The sequence below is a fragment of the Streptomyces sp. OZ13 genome (genome assembly GCF_052068155.1).
Lineage (GTDB): Bacteria > Actinomycetota > Actinomycetes > Streptomycetales > Streptomycetaceae > Streptomyces.
In genome coordinates, this window is record NZ_JBQHCZ010000011.1 from 60298 (window position 1) to 78665 (window position 18368).

16 protein-coding genes are annotated in these 18368 nt (G+C 70.9%); 14 read left to right on the forward strand and 2 right to left on the reverse strand.

All coding sequences use genetic code 11. The features are described 5' to 3' along the window. Positions 1-54 precede the first annotated feature (54 nt). Positions 55-1200 (forward strand): uroporphyrinogen-III synthase, encoded by a 1146-nt coding sequence (locus tag ACTMTU_RS23495; RefSeq protein WP_441265463.1) that lies wholly within the window; start codon positions 55-57, stop codon positions 1198-1200. Here the strand turns inward: ACTMTU_RS23495 and ACTMTU_RS23500 are convergent. Then, the gene (locus ACTMTU_RS23500) at positions 1149-1706 is read right to left on the reverse strand and encodes an anthrone oxygenase family protein (protein WP_441265464.1); all 558 of its coding nucleotides are present in this window, start codon (positions 1704-1706) and stop codon (positions 1149-1151) included. The two genes, ACTMTU_RS23495 and ACTMTU_RS23500, sit on opposite strands and share 52 nt — an antisense overlap. Positions 1707-1862: 156 nt before the next feature. On the opposite strand from ACTMTU_RS23500, the gene ACTMTU_RS23505 reads away from it, so the two are divergent. The 6 genes from ACTMTU_RS23505 to ACTMTU_RS23530 all read left to right on the forward strand — a co-directional run bounded on the left by ACTMTU_RS23505 (position 1863) and on the right by ACTMTU_RS23530 (position 9174). After that, entirely contained in the window at positions 1863-2474 is a 612-nt protein-coding gene (locus ACTMTU_RS23505; RefSeq protein ID WP_441265465.1) for a CGNR zinc finger domain-containing protein, read from the forward strand. Between the two features lie 99 nt (positions 2475-2573). Further along, complete coding sequence (locus ACTMTU_RS23510) at positions 2574-3161, forward strand: sigma-70 family RNA polymerase sigma factor (RefSeq protein ID WP_005316925.1); 588 nt, start codon at positions 2574-2576, stop codon at positions 3159-3161. Further along, positions 3158-3988, forward strand: coding sequence for an anti-sigma factor family protein (locus ACTMTU_RS23515; protein WP_441265466.1), 831 nt, complete (start codon positions 3158-3160; stop codon positions 3986-3988). The genes ACTMTU_RS23510 and ACTMTU_RS23515 overlap by 4 nt, the downstream gene beginning before the upstream one ends. Before the next feature lie 236 nt (positions 3989-4224). Continuing rightward, positions 4225-6591, forward strand: a complete 2367-nt coding sequence (locus ACTMTU_RS23520; RefSeq protein ID WP_441265467.1) for a HelD family protein — start codon at positions 4225-4227, stop codon at positions 6589-6591. Positions 6592-7115: 524 nt separating this feature from the next. After that, a complete protein-coding gene (locus ACTMTU_RS23525; protein WP_441265468.1) occupies positions 7116-8549 on the forward strand; it encodes an NAD-dependent malic enzyme in 1434 nt (477 codons plus the stop codon). A 343-nt stretch (positions 8550-8892) separates the two neighbouring features. Continuing rightward, the gene (locus tag ACTMTU_RS23530; RefSeq protein ID WP_004571953.1) at positions 8893-9174 is read left to right on the forward strand and encodes an HU family DNA-binding protein; all 282 of its coding nucleotides are present in this window, start codon (positions 8893-8895) and stop codon (positions 9172-9174) included. A 404-nt stretch (positions 9175-9578) separates the two neighbouring features. On the opposite strand, the gene murA is transcribed toward ACTMTU_RS23530, so the two are convergent. Beyond that, complete coding sequence (murA, locus tag ACTMTU_RS23535; RefSeq protein ID WP_053557247.1) at positions 9579-10919, reverse strand: UDP-N-acetylglucosamine 1-carboxyvinyltransferase; 1341 nt, start codon at positions 10917-10919, stop codon at positions 9579-9581. A 293-nt stretch (positions 10920-11212) separates the two neighbouring features. Here murA and ACTMTU_RS23540 point away from each other — a divergent pair, with 293 nt between their 5' ends. From ACTMTU_RS23540 to ACTMTU_RS23570, 7 genes are all read left to right on the forward strand, one after another. Continuing rightward, on the forward strand, positions 11213-11773 hold the full coding sequence (locus ACTMTU_RS23540) for a YqgE/AlgH family protein (protein WP_037774528.1): 561 nt from the start codon (positions 11213-11215) through the stop codon (positions 11771-11773). A gap of 70 nt (positions 11774-11843) precedes the next feature. Continuing rightward, complete coding sequence (locus ACTMTU_RS23545) at positions 11844-12143, forward strand: DUF3039 domain-containing protein (protein ID WP_441265469.1); 300 nt, start codon at positions 11844-11846, stop codon at positions 12141-12143. 228 nt (positions 12144-12371) lie between these two features. Continuing rightward, a complete protein-coding gene (locus tag ACTMTU_RS23550; protein WP_441265470.1) occupies positions 12372-13676 on the forward strand; it encodes an extracellular solute-binding protein in 1305 nt (434 codons plus the stop codon). Positions 13677-13681: 5 nt separating this feature from the next. Continuing rightward, positions 13682-14653 (forward strand): carbohydrate ABC transporter permease, encoded by a 972-nt coding sequence (locus tag ACTMTU_RS23555; RefSeq protein WP_441265471.1) that lies wholly within the window; start codon positions 13682-13684, stop codon positions 14651-14653. Beyond that, positions 14650-15501 (forward strand): carbohydrate ABC transporter permease, encoded by an 852-nt coding sequence (locus tag ACTMTU_RS23560; protein ID WP_441265472.1) that lies wholly within the window; start codon positions 14650-14652, stop codon positions 15499-15501. Before ACTMTU_RS23555 ends, ACTMTU_RS23560 begins: the two co-directional genes overlap by 4 nt. A gap of 4 nt (positions 15502-15505) precedes the next feature. After that, positions 15506-17146: a beta-N-acetylhexosaminidase gene (locus ACTMTU_RS23565; RefSeq protein WP_441265473.1), complete on the forward strand. Its 1641-nt coding sequence runs from the start codon at positions 15506-15508 to the stop codon at positions 17144-17146. Positions 17147-17439: 293 nt separating this feature from the next. Next, on the forward strand, positions 17440-18336 hold the full coding sequence (locus ACTMTU_RS23570; protein ID WP_189467389.1) for an FAD binding domain-containing protein: 897 nt from the start codon (positions 17440-17442) through the stop codon (positions 18334-18336). Positions 18337-18368 lie beyond the last annotated feature (32 nt).

The following is an 18368-nucleotide window of genomic DNA, read 5'->3' on the forward strand; positions in this document are numbered from 1 at the left end:
CGTTCACCGTTCAATGGCACCGGCCATCAGGGCACTCCAGTGGGGACGACCGAGATGCACGACCAAGGCCAACCGCACGGCCCCCTCGCGGGCTTCACCGTCGGCGTGACCGCCGCCAGGCGGGCCGACGAGCTCGGCGCGCTGCTCCAGCGGCGGGGCGCCACCGTCCTGCACGCCCCCGCGCTGCGCATCGTTCCGCTCGCCGACGACACGGAGCTCCTCGCCGCCACCAAGGAACTGATCGACCACACGCCCGACGTGGTCGTCGCCACCACCGCCATCGGCTTCCGCGGCTGGGTGGAGGCGGCCGACGGATGGGGGCTGGGGGAGCAACTGCTGGGCCGGCTGCGCGGCGCCGAGCTGCTGGCCCGCGGACCCAAGGTCAAGGGCGCCATCCGCGCGGCGGGCCTCACCGAGGAGTGGTCGCCGGTCTCCGAGTCCATGGCGGAGGTACTGGACCGGCTGCTCGGTGAGGGAGTGGCGGGCCGCCGGGTCGCGCTCCAGCTGCACGGTGAGCCGCTGCCCGGGTTCGTCGAATCGCTGCGCGCGGCCGGCGCGGACGTCGTACTCGTACCCGTCTACCGCTGGATGCCGCCGGAGGACCTCGCCCCGCTCGACCGGCTGCTGGACGCGGCCGTCTCCCGCGGCCTGGACGCCGTCACCTTCACCAGCGCCCCGGCCGCCGCGTCGCTCCTCAACCGTGCGGAGTCCCGCGGTCTGCTGACCGACCTCCTGGCCGCCCTGGACCACGACGTCCTCGCGGCCTGCGTCGGGCCGGTCACGGCGGTGCCGCTGCAGGCGGCCGGCGTCCCGACGGTGCAGCCGGAGCGGTTCAGACTCGGCCCGCTGGTGCAGCTGCTCGGTGTCGAGCTGCCCGCCCGCGCCCGTACGTTCCCGGTCGCGGGCCGCCGGCTCGAGATCCGTGGCCACGCCGTCCTCGTCGACGACGAACTGCGCCCGGTGCCGCCCGCCGGGATGGCCTTGATGAGGGCCCTGTCGGAACGGCCGGGCTGGGTCGTCGCCCGCGCCGACCTGCTGCGCGCCCTGCCGGGCGCCGGCCGGGACGAGCACGCGGTGGAGACGGCCATGGCCCGGCTGCGCACGGCACTGGGCACCCCCAAGATCATTCAGACCGTCGTCAAACGCGGCTACCGGCTGGCCCTGGACCCGGCGTCCGACGCCAAGTACGCCGACGCCTGACCCGCCTGGTCCGGGCGTGCCGTGCGCGGCAGCGACGTGGCACGCCACAGGCACAGCAGGGCCGCCGTGGTGAGCACGGTGCGCACCGTGTTCCAGAGCACCCACGGGTCCTCGAAGGCCTCCCGTACGGCGGCCGGGTCGGCGATGGTGTCCGGGGCGCCCGCGGCGGCGAGTTCGTTGTTGAGCGGTACGTTCGCCGCGGACGTCACCACGAACACCAGGACGTAGAGGACCAGCGCGGCGGTCACCCAACGGCCCCTGGGCGTACGCCGCTGCTGCCACGCCGAGACGGCCGAGAGGACGAGCGCGCCGAAGAGCGCGGCGAAGAAGGCCGGGTTCTCGATCACCTCGTTGATGTTCTGCATGACCTCGACGTAGGTCCGGTCGTCGCTGCGGCCGAGCGCCGGCATCACCGAGACCGTGAACGCGAACCAGACGCCCGCGATGAGCCCGGTCGTCACGGTCGCCGCCGCGAGGACCGCTCCTGCACCCCTGTTCTGTGTCATGGGACCAGTCAACCGGCCCGTCCTCGTACGGGACATGGGCGAGCGTCGCATCCCCATGTCCGTGCGTCCACGTCTCGATGAGGGCTTCCGGCCGCACCGTCGGGCAGGCACTCTGGTGGGGACACCCGACGGTGATCCCGAGGCGGTGACAGGCGCATGACAGCTGTGGGCGCGGGTCCGTACCCGTCCCAATGGCGATTCGACTCCGGGCGCGTCTGCCTGGACCTGGTGGCGACGGCGCAGGAGCCGGACCGCCGGGCCGGCGGCGCCGAACCGCTCGCGGACACCGGGAGACTGGCGCGCTGGCTCGTCGGCGCCGGTCTTGTCCCCGCCGGGACGCCGCTGCACGGGGTCGACGGCACCTGGGTGGCACGTTTCGTCGAACTGCGCGACTGCATAGACCGGTTGGTGCGCACCGGACCGGACGAAGGCAGCGTGGACGACGCCCTCCAGCTCCTCAACGCCCGTGCACAGAACGCGCCTCCGGGCATCAGGGCCGTGAAGAACGGCAAAGGCACGCTGGTACGGGCGCTGTGCGCCTCCCCGGAGTGCGCGGCCCTGCTCGCTCTCGTCGCCCGCGACGCGGTGGAGCTCCTCACCGATCCCGTCGCCCGCTCGCGGCTGCGGCAGTGCGAGGGCGACAACTGCCGCCGCGTCTATCTGGACACCTCACGGGGCAGGCGGCGCCGCTGGTGCTCGAGCGAAGTGTGCGGAAACCGCGAGCGGGTGGCGAGACACCGCAGGAAGGCCTCCGTCAAAGAATCTTGAAATTTCTTCGGCGGCGTTGAGTGAACCTCCCGCTGTCCCCGTAGTGAAGAGGGACAAGCAGCCAGCCGTGAAAAACAGGGTCTCGACCGGGAGGTTCAGGTGCGCAAGGATGCCGCCGTGGCCGATGACCGTCCGCAACGGGCCCGCCATCGCAGTGAGAAGCCACGTATCGACACCTCCGTGCCCGACGAGGAGTTGATGCGTGCCCTCTACCGTGAACACGCAGGACCGTTGCTCGCCTATGTACTGCGCCTCGTCGCCGGCGACCGCCAGCGCGCCGAGGACGTCGTACAGGAGACGCTCATCCGTGCCTGGAAGAACGCCGGCCAGCTCAACCGGGCGACCGGCTCTGTCCGACCCTGGCTGGTGACGGTCGCCCGGCGCATCGTCATCGACGGTCACCGCAGCCGGCAGGCCCGGCCGCAGGAGGTCGACCCGTCGCCGCTGGAGGTCATGCCCGCGGAGGACGAGATCGACAAGGCGTTGTGGCTGATGACGCTCTCGGATGCACTCGATGATTTGACGCCCGCCCACAGGGAAGTTCTTGTCGAGACGTATTTCAAGGGGCGTACGGTCAATGAAGCGGCCGAAACGCTCGGCATACCCAGCGGGACCGTGCGGTCCCGTGTGTTCTACGCGCTCCGTTCCATGAAGCTCGCTCTGGAGGAGAGGGGGGTCTCGGCATGACCATGTACGAGCAGGAGTCCGTACACGACGCGGTGGGCGCATATGTGCTCGGCGTGCTCGACGAAGCGGACGCCTCCGCCTTCGAGGCGCATCTGGCGGGATGCGACATCTGTGCCGCCCACCTCGAGGAGTTCTCGGGGATGGAGCCGATGCTCGCGATGCTGGCGGAGGCGCCCGCCCCCGCACCGCCGCAGAGCAACGTCTACAGCCTGCCCGGGATGCCGGGCATGTCCGACTTCCCGCCGCCCCGTGCCGTCCCCGTGGTGCCCACCTCCCCGAGCCCCAAGGTCCTCGACGGGCTGCTCAACGAGGTCGCCGTCAAGCGCGCCCACAAGCGCCGGCGCGGCATGTACCTGCTCGCGGCGGCCGCGGCGCTGATCATCGGCGGCCCCGCAGTCGCCGTGGTCGTCACCGCCGACGACACCGGCAGCACCGTGGCGGGCGCCGACCCGCACCCCACCAGCCCGGCCGAGGACGCCTTCTTCAACCACATGGAGGAGAAGGTCCGGGCCACGGACGCGACCACCAAGGTCAGCGCCGTCGTCGGCATGGAGAAGAAGGGCTGGGGCACCCACGCCGTCCTGGAGCTGAAGAACGTCAAGGGCCCCCTGAAGTGCAACCTCATCGCCGTCTCCAAGACCGGTGAGGAGGAGGTCGTCACCTCCTGGGCCGTGCCGAAGTGGGGCTACGGGATCCCCGACAGCCCCCACAAGGACGCCAAGAACCCTCTGTACGTCCACGGCGGCTCCGCGATGGACCCGGGCGACATCGACCACTTCGAGGTCCGCACGTTCGACGGGCAACGGCTGGTGGAGGTCGACGCCTAGCCGGCGGCCGTCCCACCGTCGGCCGGGGAGCTGTGCGGCCCCCGGCCGCATCCGCATGTCCACGTCCCCTCGGCACCCCAGCGGCCTTCCGCGGCACCTCGGTGTGTCCGGCCTTCCACGGGCCGCCGCCTCTCGTGGGCCTTCGCACCCGCCCCCCACGGCCGGGGCAGGTGCATTAACCTGCCCACTTGCCGTACGGTTGACGGCTGCCCAGTGCACGTCAGAAGGGGGCCTCGGTGGCCGCGCAGGATGCCGCTGTCGGATCCGTGGTCGGCTCCGCCGCCGACACGGTGAGAGACCGTGAGATCGGTGTCGAACAGGAACATCTCGACCAGGTGTACCGGCGACTCGAGGAGAAGATCCACGAGGCCGAGTTCCTGATGAACGACGCCGCCAAGCGAGGACAGGTCGGCACCCCCGGCGCCCTCGCCGAGCGGGACGCCCAGGTCTTCCGGGCCGGCGTCCACCTCAACCGCCTCAACAACGAATTCGAGGACTTCCTCTTCGGCCGGATCGACCTGCTCCACGGCAAGGACGGCAAGAAGGGCCCCGACGGCGCCTTCACCTCCCTCGAGCCGGCGGACGACGCCGTACGCCCCGACAACACGGCCGAGATCGGCGAGACCCTGCACATCGGCCGGATCGGCGTGCTCGACTCCGACTACGCCCCGCTCGTGATCGACTGGCGCGCCCCGGCCGCGGCACCCTTCTACCGCTCCACCCCGGTCGACCCCGGCCGTGTCGTGCGCCGCCGGGTCATCCGCTCCAAGGGCCGCAAGGTCCTCGGCGTAGAGGACGACCTGATGCGCCCGGAGCTGACCGCCACGCTGAACGGACAGACACTGCCCGTCGTCGGCGACGGCGCCCTGATGGCGGCGCTCGGCCAGGCCCGCAGCCACACCATGCGGGACATCGTCGCGTCCATCCAGGCCGAGCAGGACCTGGTCATCCGCGCCCCCGCCGCGTCCGTGACATACGTGGAGGGCGGCCCCGGCACCGGCAAGACGGCGGTGGCGCTCCACCGGGCCGCCTACCTGCTCTACCAGGACCGGCGCCGGTACGCCGGCGGCATCCTCATCGTCTCCCCGACGCCGCTGCTCGTCGCCTACACCGAGGGCGTGCTGCCGTCCCTGGGCGAGGAGGGCCAGGTCGCGATCCGCGCCGTCGGCTCCCTGGTCGACGGCGCTGAGGCGACGGTGTACGACGAACCGGCCGTCGCCCGCATCAAGGGCTCCTCCCGGATGCTGAAGGTCCTGCGCAACGCCGCGCGAGGCGCGCTCGAGACGCCGGACGCCGCACCGCGCAACGGACAGCTCGCCCTGGGCGAGGAGCCGGCGGCTGCGCCGGGCACTCCCTCGCGGTTGCGCGTCGTGGCCTTCGGCCGGCGGCTCGAGCTGGAGGCCGACGAGCTCCGCCGCATCCGCCACAACGTGCTCGGCGGAAGCGCTCCCGTCAACCTGCTGCGCCCGCGGGCCAGACGGCTGCTCCTCGACGCGCTGTACGCCAGGTCGGGCGCCGTCGGCCGCCACCCGGGCGACCCGGAGCTGGCCGCCGAGCTGCGGTCCTCCTTCGACGAGGACGTGACCGGCGAGGACAGCTTCATCGCGTTCCTGGACGCCTGGTGGCCCGAACTGACCCCGCGCGCGGTGCTCGCCGCGATGGGCGACGAGCGCCGCCTCGGCCGCTGGGCACGCCGGGTGCTCAACCCCGGCGAGGTGCGCAAGCTGGCCCGCTCCCTGCGCCGCGACGCCCTTTCCGTGCACGACGTGGCACTCCTCGACGAGCTGAGCACCCTGCTCGGCACGCCCGCCCGTCCCCGTAAGCGGCGCGAGCTCGACCCTCTGGACCAGCTCACCGGTCTGGAGGAGCTGATGCCGCAGCGCGAGGAGACACAGCGCGAGCGGGCCGAGCGGCTGGCGGCCGAGCGCACCGAGTACGCGCACGTCATCGTCGACGAGGCGCAGGACCTCACGCCCATGCAGTGGCGGATGGTCGGCCGCCGCGGCCGGCACGCCACCTGGACGGTCGTCGGCGACCCGGCCCAGTCGTCCTGGTCATCGCCGGAAGAGGCGGCAGAGGCACGTGACGAGGCGCTGGGCAGCCGCCCGCGCCGCCGCTTCGAGCTGACCGTGAACTACCGCAACCCGGCCGAGATCGCCGAGCTGGCCGCCACGGTGCTCCGGCTGGCGATGCCGGGCATGCGCTCGCCCTCCGCCGTCCGCTCCACGAGAGTGCGGCCGCGCTTCGCGGTCGTACCGGACGGCGGCGAGCTCGCCGAGTCCGTACGGGCGGAGGCGGAGCGGCTGCTGGAGCAGGTGGAGGGCACCGTCGGCGTCGTCGTCGCCATGAACCGCCGGGAGCAGGCCGCCCGCTGGCTGGCCGGCCTGGGCGAGCGGGTCGTGGCCCTCGGCTCACTGGAGGCGAAGGGCCTGGAGTACGACGCGACGGTCGTGGTCTCCCCGGCGGAGATCGCCGACGAGAGCCCGGCCGGTCTGCGGGTGCTGTACGTGGCGCTCACCCGGGCCACGCAGCAGCTCACGGTGGTCTCCGGCCGCCGTGACCAGCCGGACGCGCAGGGCGTGCCGGAGCTGCTGCGGGACTGAGCGGGCGTCCCGCCGGCCGCGGCTCCCGCGGCAGGTGGCGCGGACCCGTCCACAGGCCTCCGGCAGGCCGTGCCGGGCCCTGTCCGGGTGCTCGGGGCGGGTGCCGACGGGCGCTGTCACGGTGCTCCGCCGGGTGCCGCCCGGCGCTGTCCCGGGCCGCTGCCGAAGTCGGCCCGCGATGCGGGAATCACTTCCCGGGGCGGTGCGTTAGCCTGGGTACGGCACCGGCTCGATCCAAGCCCCCGGGCCCAACCTTCGTCCCTTAGAGGGACCACTTGCCGCGAGGCGAGCATGGCGGGTCGGTGCCACCTACTTACGCGGAGAAGGCCCGCGTCACCTCGACCGGTGACGCGGGCCTCTTCAGTTTCCGGGCGCTTTCTCGTATGGTGGAAAACAGTTTCCGAAAACAATATGACCGCATTACCTGCTACCGGCGGGTAGGTGTCACCATCTTCACAGCGCTGCCGGGCCTCAGGTGCGGTACCGCACAGCAATGAAGCTAGGGAAAGCAGAGGAACCCGGTCATGGCAACGGCGCCCAGCGTCTCGTACTCGATGACGGTCCGACTGGAGGTGCCCGCGAGCGGAACCGCGGTCTCCCAGCTCACCACGGCCGTGGAGTCCTCCGGCGGTTCCGTAACCGGCCTCGACGTGACCGCGTCCGGCCACGAGAAGCTGCGGATCGACGTCACGATCGCCGCAAGCTCCACCGCGCACGCCGACGAGATCGTCGAGGGTCTGCGCGACATCGAGGGCGTCGTCCTCGGCAAGGTCTCCGACCGTACGTTCCTGATGCACCTCGGCGGCAAGATCGAGATGGCGTCCAAGCACCCCATCCGCAACCGTGACGACCTGTCGATGATCTACACCCCGGGTGTGGCGCGGGTCTGCATGGCGATCGCCGAGAACCCCGAGGACGCCCGCCGCCTGACCATCAAGCGCAACTCCGTTGCAGTGGTGACCGACGGCTCCGCCGTGCTGGGCCTCGGCAACATCGGCCCCAAGGCCGCACTGCCGGTCATGGAGGGCAAGGCGGCCCTCTTCAAGCGCTTCGCCGGCATCGACGCCTGGCCGCTGTGCCTGGACACCCAGGACACCGACGCCATCGTCGAGATCGTCAAGGCGATCGCCCCCGGCTTCGCGGGCATCAACCTCGAGGACATCTCCGCGCCGCGCTGCTTCGAGATCGAGGCACGGCTGCGCGAGGCCCTCGACATCCCCGTCTTCCACGACGACCAGCACGGCACGGCGATCGTCGTCCTCGCCTCCCTGACCAACGCGCTGCGCGTGGTGGGCAAGGGGATCGGCGACGTGCGTGTGGTCATGTCCGGCGCCGGGGCGGCCGGTACCGCCATCCTCAAACTCCTCATCGCGGCCGGCGTCAAGCACGCCGTCGTCGCCGACATCCACGGCGTCGTGCACGCGGACCGCGCCGACCTGGTGGACGCCACCCCCGACTCCCCGCTGCGGTGGATCGCCGACAACACCAACCCCGAGGGTGTCACCGGCACGCTCAAGGAGTCGGTCGTCGGAGCGGACGTCTTCATCGGCGTCTCCGCGCCCAACGTGCTGGGCGCGGACGACGTCGCGGCCATGGCCGATGACGCGATCGTGTTCGCGCTCGCGAACCCCGACCCCGAGGTCGACCCCTCAATCGCCCGGCAGACGGCGGCAGTTGTGGCCACCGGCCGCTCGGACTTCCCCAACCAGATCAACAACGTGCTGGTCTTCCCCGGTGTGTTCCGCGGCCTGCTGGACGCCCAGTCCCGCACCGTCAACACCGAGATGATGCTCGCGGCCGCGGCCGCGCTCGCGGACGTCGTCACGGAGGACGAACTCAACCCGAACTACATCATCCCCTCGGTCTTCAACGACAAGGTCGCCGGAGCCGTCGCGGGCGCCGTCCGGGACGCCGCGAAGGCCGCAGGCCCGACTGTGACAGGCCCCACGTCCCACTGACATACGGCGCGTCGCGGGTCGCGGGGTTGCAAACCCCCCTTTAGGGTGGCGGATCAGGGAGCACGCGGCCCCGGCACGCCCGCTCCGACGAGTCTCCAGGGAGTCGACGGAACGTCACCACGATGAGGCAGTGGTGGCCTTCGTGTGACTCCGGAGGGTGCCGGATTGGCTTTCCCGCCGCTGGTGGGGGCAGGATGCTTCCCCGAGGACCTGCGTCCTGGGGGAAGTCCCGCGGGCGCGGAGGGGTCTGACAGCAGACCCGGGTCCGGGGACTGTCCGAGGGCCCTGGCAGCATCGGCTTCGATCCACGCCTCACAGGCAAGAAGAACACGGGAGTAACAAAATGAACCGCAGTGAGCTGGTGGCCGCGCTGGCCGACCGCGCCGAGGTGACCCGCAAGGACGCCGACGCCGTTCTGGCCGCTCTCGCCGAGACCGTCGGCGAGGTCGTCGCCAAGGGCGACGAGAAGGTCACCATCCCCGGCTTCCTGACCTTCGAGCGCACCCACCGTGCCGCTCGCACCGCTCGGAACCCGCAGACCGGCGACCCGATCCAGATCCCGGCCGGCTACAGCGTGAAGGTCTCCGCGGGCTCGAAGCTCAAGGAAGCCGCCAAGGGCAAGTAAGGCCTTCGGCAGCGTGAGGGCGGCCACCCCGTGCGGGGTGGCCGCCCTTCTGCGTGTGCGGGGGCGTGGGCGCCTGCGGCGGGCGTGTTCCCCTCCCCGCCCCTTCCCGAACCGGGCTCCGCCCGGTCCCGTACCGCGCTCCGCGCGGTGCCCTCGATCTCCCCCTACGGCCCGGCGGCCGTGGGAGGTGCCCCCTGCAACTCCAGCCCCGCCGGCGTTCGAGGCGCGGGGGTTGGGAGGCAGAGCCCCCAAAGACCGCGCGGAGCGCGGTGACGGGTCCGGTCGGGCCCCGGTTGGACGGGGCGAGGTGGGGAAAAGGCCCCCGCGCAGCGGCACAGGCGGCCGCAGACGGCGACGGCCCCCGCGGATGCGCTCCGTGGGGGCCGTCGGCGTCGTAGGGGCCGTCAGACGATCGGGCCCCCGGGCAGCTCCACCTTCGCGCCGAGCTTCTCCAGCTTCTCCATGAAGTTCTCGTAGCCGCGGTTGATCAGGTCGATCCCGTGCACGCGGCTCGTGCCCTGCGCGGCCAGTGCCGCGATCAGGTACGAGAAGCCGCCGCGCAGGTCGGGGATGACCAGGTCCGCGCCCTGGAGCTTGGTCGGGCCGGAGACGACCGCGGAGTGCAGGAAGTTGCGCTGGCCGAAGCGGCAGTGCGAGCCGCCGAGGCACTCGCGGTACAGCTGGATGTGCGCGCCCATCTGGTTCAGCGCGGACGTGAAGCCGAGCCGGGACTCGTACACCGTCTCGTGGACGATGGAGAGCCCCGTCGCCTGCGTGAGGGCGACGACCAGCGGCTGCTGCCAGTCGGTCTGGAAGCCGGGGTGGACGTCCGTCTCGAGCGCGATGGACTTGAGCCGGCCGCCGGGGTGCCAGAAGCGGATGCCCTCGTCGTCGATCTCGAAGGCGCCACCGACCTTCCGGTAGGTGTTGAGGAACGTCATCATCGAGCGCTGCTGGGCGCCGCGTACGTAGATGTCGCCCTCGGTGGCCAGTGCCGCCGACGCCCAGGACGCCGCCTCCAGGCGGTCCGGGAGGGCACGGTGGGTATAGCCGCCGAGCTTGTCGACACCGGTGATCCGGATCGTCCGGTCGGTGTCCATGGAGATGATCGCGCCCATCTTCTGCAGTACGCAGATGAGGTCCTCGATCTCCGGTTCCACCGCGGCGTTGGTCAGCTCGGTGACGCCCTCGGCGAGCACGGCCGTGAGCAGCACCTGCTCGGTCGAGCCGACCGACGGGTACGGCAGACGGATCTTCGTGCCGCGCAGCCGCTGCGGAGCCTCCAGGTACTGCCCGTCCGCGCGCTTCTCGATCGTCGCGCCGAACTGGCGCAGCACGTCGAAGTGGAAGTCGATGGGCCGGCCGCCGATGTCGCAGCCGCCGAGGCCGGGGATGAAGGCGTGGCCGAGGCGGTGCAGCAGCGGTCCGCAGAAGAGGATCGGAATGCGCGACGAGCCCGCGTGGGCATCGATGTCAGCGACGTTCGCGCTCTCGACGTACGTCGGGTCGAGGACGAGCTCGCCCGGCTCCTCACCGGGGCGGACCGTCACCCCGTGCAGCTGCAGCAGCCCGCGTACGACTCTGACGTCACGGATGTCCGGCACGTTGCGCAGCCGGCTCGGTTCGCTGCCGAGCAGGGCCGCGACCATCGCCTTGGGCACGAGGTTCTTCGCGCCGCGGACGCGGATCTCGCCCTCGAGCGGGGTTCCGCCGTGGACAAGCAGTACATCGTCAGTGCCGGTCATGAATCTCGCGTTCCGGAAGTGGTCCCCCAGGCGGAGCCAGGAGGAGGATCGGACGGGGGGCCAGAGGAAAGGGTAAGGGGGGAGAGCCCCTTAGTTGTAAGCCCGCGGACCGTTCTCGGCCGTAATGAATCGGGCACAACACGCTCCGTCCGCCGGGCCTCGCGCACGGTCACCGTCCCACCCTTCGGACAACTGTCGGGGGCTCCGCCCTCTGAGCTGCGCCCATCGCACGGGCGGCGGCGAGTGAGCCGCTCGGGCTCCGCGAAGGGGAAAGATGCGGGATCATGTCTGGCATGACCGAGGTGTCCTCGCTCACAGGACGGCTGCTCGTCGCCGCGCCCGCCCTGGCGGACCCGAACTTCGACCGGGCGGTGGTCCTGCTGCTCGATCATGACGACGAGGGTTCCCTCGGTGTGATTCTCAACAGGCCGACCCCGGTGGTCGTGGAGGACATCCTGGAGTCGTGGGCGGCGCTGGCGGGTGAGCCTGGCGTCGTCTTCCAGGGCGGCCCTGTCGCCCTGGACTCGGCGCTCGGCGTCGCCGTGATCCCCGGCGACGAGGGCCCCCTCGGATGGCGTCGGGTGTACGGCGCGATCGGCCTCGTCGACCTGGAGGCTCCCCCCGAACTGCTCGGCGGCGCCCTCGGCTCCCTGCGGATCTTCGCCGGATACGCGGGATGGGGTCCGGGCCAGCTGGAGGACGAGTTGCAGGACGGCGCCTGGTACGTCGTCGAGTCCGAGCCGGGGGACGTGTCCTCGCCCCGGCCGGAGAGCCTGTGGCGCTCGGTGCTGCGGCGCCAGCGCAACGAGCTGGCCATGTTCGCCACGTATCCGGACGACCCGAGCATGAACTGACCCGGCCCGGGGCAAGGGCGGGCGGGGCCTTGCTCCCGCAGAGGGCGCGCGATGAGTACCCTTGGAGCCCATGAGCACTCTTGAGCCCGAGCGCGGGACAGGCACGGGGATCCTCGTAGAGCCGACACCCCAGGTGTCGCACGGCGACGGCGACCACGAGCGCTTCGCCCATTACGTCCAGAAGGACAAGATCATGGCGAGCGCCCTCGACGGCACTCCCGTGGTGGCACTGTGCGGGAAGGTCTGGGTGCCGGGGCGTGACCCCAAGAAGTACCCGGTCTGCCCCATGTGCAAGGAGATCTACGAGTCCATGGGCGCCGGTGGCGACAAGGACAAGGGCAAGAGCGGCAGCGGCAAGGACAAGAAGTAACTCCTCCGCCTCAGCCTGCACAACGGCCCCCGGGACGCGCTTCGGCGCGCCCGGGGGCCGTTTGCGTGCGGTGTGCCGTTGCACAGGGTGCTTTTGCCGGTCACAGAGTGGTTGAGACCTCTTGCGCCCCTCTTGTAGGGCCGTTCAAGCGGGCCTAGCCTCCTGCGTGTTGTGCATGACGAAACGCTCGTTGCATATGTTGCAACGCCCACTTCGTAGGGATCACGCATGAAGCTCCTCTCCAGAGTCGCCGCCACCGCCGCGGCACTCGCACTGGCCGGCGTCACCGCCACCGCCTGTGCCCCGCAGACCTCCGGCAACAGCGCCCAGCAGGACGACAAGAGCGGCACGCTGCGGGTCTGGCTGTTCCAGGAGGTCAACAACAAGCCCAAGGAGCAGGTCGTCGACGCCGCGGTCGCCGCGTTCGAGAAGACGCACAAGGACGCCGAGGTCGAGGTCGAGTACATACCGGTCGAGACCCGCGCCCAGAGGATCAAGGCGGCGTTCAACGACCCGAAGAGCGCGCCCGATCTGATCGAGTACGGCAACACCGACACCGCCGGCTACGTCAAGGACGGCGGACTCGCCGACGTCAGCGCCGAGTTCGGCGCCTGGGACGAGGCCAAGGACACCGACCCCACCGCCAAGCAGTCCGTCACGGTCGACGGCAAGGTCTACGGAGCGCCTCTCTTCGTCGGCGTCCGCGCGCTCTACTACCGCACCGACGTCTTCAAGGACCTCGGCATCGCGGTGCCCAGGACCCAGGACGAGCTCATCGCCACCGCGAAGAAGATCCACAAGGAGAAGCCGGACCTCTACGGTCTCGCCGTGGGCGGCGCCTACACCTACGGCGCGATGCCGTTCATCTGGGCCCACGGTGGCGAACTGGCACAGGAGAACGGCGGCTCCTACGAGTCCGCCATCGACAGCCCGGCCGCACAGAAGGGCATCAAGGCCTATACGTCCCTCTTCGGCGACGACAACTGCCCGGCCGCCAAGTGCGCCGCCATGGGCGGCAACGCCGTCGTCACCGCTTTCGCCGCCGGCAACGCGGCCATGGCGATCGGCGGCGACTTCAGCCACCAGGCCGTCGAGGCCGGCGCGGTCAAGGGCAAGTACGCGGTCGTACCGCTGCCGGGGCTGAAGGCCGGTGAGACCGCCCCGGCGTTCGCGGGCGGCAACAACGTCGGCGTGCTCAAGAGCAGTTCGCACCGCACCCTGGCGGTGGACCTGATGAAGCGGCTCGCGGGCAAGGAGTCGCAGGGCAAGCTCTTCGACGCGATGGGCTTCCTGCCCACGTACACCGATGTGCGCGCCGAGGCGGCGAAGAAGCAGCCGTTCGTCGAGCCCTTCATCCGGACGCTCGGCGCCGGCGCCAAGTTCGTCCCCGCCTCGCCCGCCTGGGGCCGGATCGACGCCTCGCTCGTCCTGCCGACCATGTTCCAGGAGATCGTCAGCGGCAAGAAGGACGTGGCCGAGGCCTCGAGCGACGCCGCGGAGAAGATGGACGCCGCGTTCACCGACGCGGGCTGAGACCCATGGCCTACAAGACCGCGGCGGAGCCGGCCGTGGTCCCCGCGGGGACCACGGCCCGCCCGCCGGACACGACCGCGCCCCCGGCCCGGCCCGCACGGCGCAGCGGGGCCTGGACGCCCTGGCTCTATCTCGCACCCGCCCTCGTGGTGCTCGCCGGACTGCTCGTCTACCCGATCTACCAGCTCGGCCTGATCTCCTTCCTGGAATACACACAGGCACAGGTCAGCGGCGGTGAACCGACCACCTTCCAGGGCCTCGGCAACTACCGGACGCTCTTCGCCGACAGCCAGTTCTGGCAGGTGCTCCTCGCGACGGTCCTCTTCGCGGCCGCGTGCGTGGTCTCCACACTCGCCGTCGGCTGCGCCCTGGCCGTCCTGCTGACCCGCGTACGCGCCCTGCCGCGGCTCGCCCTGATGCTGGCGGCGCTCGGCGCCTGGGCGACCCCGGCCATCACCGGCTCCACCGTGTGGGTCTTCCTCTTCGACCCCGACTACGGCCCCGTCAACCGGATGCTGGGACTGGGCGACTTCTCCTGGACGTACGGGCGCCTCAGCGCCTTCGCCCTCGTCATGTTCGAAGTCGTGTGGTGCTCCTTCCCGTTCGTGATGGTCACCGTGTACGCGGGCATCAAGGCCATTCCGGGAGAGGTGCTCGAGGCGGCCTCGCTGGACGGCGCCTCGCAATGGCGCATCTGGCGGTCCGTCACGGCGCCGATGCTCCGGCCCATTCTCGTGGTCGTCACCATCCAGTCGGTCATCTGGGACTTCAAGGTCTTCACCCAGATCTATGTGATGACGAACGGCGGAGGCATCGCCGGACAGAATCTCGTGCTCAATGTGTACGCCTATCAGAAGGCCTTCGCGTCCTCCCAGTACAGCCTGGGCTCCGCGATCGGCGTCGTCATGCTGCTGATTCTGCTGGCGGTCACGCTCGTGTATCTGCGGCTGCTGCGCCGTGAGGGAGAAGAGATATGAGCCTGATTCCCGCGCCGCTGAGGGTGCGGCGCCCCGGGCGGCTGCTGGCGGAGGCCGCGGCGCTGGTCATCGCGATCGTCGTCGCCTTCCCGCTGTACTGGATGGTCCTCTCCGCCTTCAAACCCGCCGGGGAGATCCAGTCGACGGACGCGAAGCCGTGGACCCTTTCCCCGTCGCTCGACTCGTTCCGCCGGGTCTTCCAACAGGAGGAATTCGGCAGGTATTTCGTCAACAGCCTGATCGTCGCCGGCACGGTCGTCGTCGCCTCCGCGCTGATCGCCTTCCTGGCCGCCACCGCCGTCACCCGGTTCCGTTTCAGGTTCCGTACGACGCTGCTCATCATGTTCCTGGTGGCGCAGATGGTTCCGATCGAGGCGCTGACGATTCCGCTGTTCTTCCTGATGCGCGACTTCGGACAGCTCAACACCCTCGGCTCGCTGATCCTGCCGCACATCGCCTTCTCGCTGCCGTTCGCGATCTGGATGCTGCGCGGCTTCGTCAAGGCCGTTCCGGAGGCGCTGGAGGAGGCGGCTTACATCGACGGAGCGAGCCGCGCGCGCTTCCTGTGGCAGATCCTCTTTCCGCTGGTCTTCCCCGGGCTGGTGGCGACGAGCGTGTTCTCGTTCATCTCGACCTGGAACGACTTCCTGTTCGCCAAGTCGTTCATCATCAGCGACACCTCGCAGTCGACGCTGCCGATGGCGCTACTGGTCTTCGTCAAGCCGGACGAGAACGACTGGGGCGGGATCATGGCGGCCTCTACCGTGATGACCGTGCCGGTGCTCGTCTTCTTCGTACTCGTTCAGCGACGTCTGGTCTCCGGCCTGGGCGGCGCGGTGAAGGACTGACGCGATGACTTCCACAAACCTGATCCCGACGCCGCGCGTCGTGCGCTCCAACCCGTCCGCAGGCGGCTTCGTCCTGGACGAGTCGACCGTCGTGGACGCGGGCCCCGGCACGGAGGCGGCCGCGCGATGGCTGCGCCGTACCGTAGGCGCGGCCACCGGGCTGCCGTTGGCATCCGGAGCCGGCGATGACGGAGAAACGATCCGACTGCGCGTCGACACCGCGGACGCCGGGCATCTCGGTCCCGAGGGCTACAAGCTGTACGTCAACGGCGACGACATCACGGTGCACGGCGGTGGCGCCGCCGGAGTGTTCTGGGGCGTGCAGACACTCCGTCAGCTCCTGGGGCCCGAGACGTACCGCAAGGCGCCCGTGGCGGCGGGCCGGCGCTGGGAGGTGCCGGGCGCGTTCATCGAGGACGCGCCCCGCTTCTCCTGGCGCGGCCTCATGCTCGACGTGTCACGGCACTTCATGCCCAAGGAGGGCGTGCTGCGCTACCTCGACCTGCTCGCCGCACACAAGCTCAACGTCTTCCACTTCCACCTCACCGACGACCAGGGCTGGCGCATCGAGATCAAGCGCCACCCGAGGCTGACCGAGGTGGGCGCCTGGCGGTCGCGGACCAAATACGGGCACCGGGCCTCACCGCTCTGGGACGAGGCCCCCCACGGCGGTTACTACACCCAGGACGACATCCGGGAGATCGTCGCCTACGCCGCCGAACGGCACATCACCGTCGTCCCCGAGATCGACATCCCCGGGCACTCGCAGGCCGCCATCGCCGCGTATCCGGAACTCGGCAACACCGACGTCATCGACACGGCCTCCCTGACCGTCTGGGACAACTGGGGCATCAACCCCAACGTACTCGCCCCCACCGACACCACCCTCCGCTTCTACGAGGGCGTGCTCGAGGAGGTCCTCGGTCTCTTCCCGTCCACCTTCGTGCACATCGGCGGCGACGAATGCCCCAAGGACCAGTGGAAGGCGTCGGCCGCCGCCCAGGCGCGCATCAAGGAACAGGGCCTGGCCGACGAGGACGAGCTCCAGTCGTGGTTCGTCCGGCACTTCGACCGCTGGCTCACCGACCGTGGCCGCCGCCTCATCGGCTGGGACGAGATCCTCGAAGGAGGTCTGGCGCCCGGCGCGGCCGTCTCCTCCTGGCGCGGATACCGGGGCGGCATCGCCGCCGCGGAGGCCGGCCACGACGTCGTCATGTGCCCGGAGCAGCAGGTGTACCTGGACCACCGGCAGGCCGCCGGCGACGACGAGCCCATGCCCATCGGCTACGTACGCACCCTCGAGGACGTCTACCGCTTCGAGCCCGTACCACCGGCGCTCGCCCCGGAGGCCGCCCGGCACGTACTGGGCACCCAGGCAAACGTGTGGACCGAGGTGATGCAGGACAGCGCCCGCGTCGACTACCAGGTCTTCCCGCGGCTCGCCGCGTTCGCCGAGGTCGCCTGGTCCACGCTGCCCCCGTCCGAGGAGCGCGACTTCGCGGACTTCGAACGCCGAATGACCGCCCACTACGCGCGCTTTGACGCGCTCGGGGTCCACTACCGGCCCCCCGGCGGCCCGTTGCCGTGGCAGCGGCGCCCCGGCGTCGCCGGACGTCCGATCGACGGGGTGCCCCCGAACGTGTGAGCCCGGCCGGAGGCCGCCTCCCGGCGGCCCCGGCCCTGAGACGGTAGGAGAGTGGCACGGCAAGGAGAAAGGCGTACAAGCGCCGCTGAAGAACGGCAATCCGCCCGCGGCGGTACGGGAGTACGAAACCGGACGATTGTCGCGGGCCTGCACGTGTGGGGCGGATGTGCCCTTCGCGGACCCTCCCGACGGTCCGCCCGGAAGATGTGCCAGAGTTGCCACGTCCGGCCTGTGAGCACGTACGGTACGGCAACACAGGCGGGACAGCCGGGACACCGGGAAGGGGCAGCTTGGTGACCACGCACGCACCGCGAACGGCACAGTCGGTGACGCTGCCGGCCTCGCTCGACGAGGCCGTGGCGGCGCTCAGCGCCATGCCCGCCGCCGTCCCCGTCGCCGGCGGCACCGACCTCATGGCCGCGGTCAACAAGGGCCAGCTCCGCCCTGCGGGCCTCGTCGGCCTCGGCCGCATCAGCGAGATCCGCGGCTGGCGCTACCAGGACGGGCACGCCCTGCTCGGCGCCGGCCTCACCCACGCCCGGATGGGCCGGCCCGACTTCGCCGCCCTCATCCCCGCCCTCGCCGCGTCCGCGCGTGCGGCCGGGCCGCCCCAGATCCGCAACGCGGGCACCCTCGGCGGCAACATCGCCAGCTCAGCGCCCACCGGCGACAGCCTGCCGGTGCTGGCCGCCCTCGAGGCCGACCTGGTGATCGCCGGCCCGGGCGGCGCCCGCCGCGAGATCCCCGTGTCGCACCTGCTGGCCGGCCGGGAGATGCTCGGCCCGGCCGAACTGATCGGCTTCGTACGCGTACCCCTCCTGCATGCCCCGCAGGTCTTCCTGAAGGCGACCGGCCGCACCGGCCCGGGCCGCGCCACGGCCTCCGTGGCCCTCGTCCTCGACCCGGCCCGGCGCGGTGTGCGTTGCGCGGTGGGCGCCATCGCGCCCATGCCGCTGCGGCCGCTCGAGGCCGAGCGGTGGATCGGCTCGCTCATCGACTGGGACGGCGAGCGGGGCCTCGAGGGCGAGGCGCTGACGGCGTTCGGCGAGTACGTCGCCGCGGCGTGCATCCCCGACCCGGCTCCGGCGCCCGAGGGCGAGGAGCAACCGGTGCTGTCGCCGGCCGTACTGCATCTGCGGCGCACCGTCGCCGCGCTGGCCCGACGGGCACTGGGGAGGGCGCTGTCGTGAGCAACGAGAACAACCCGCACGGCCTTCCGCCG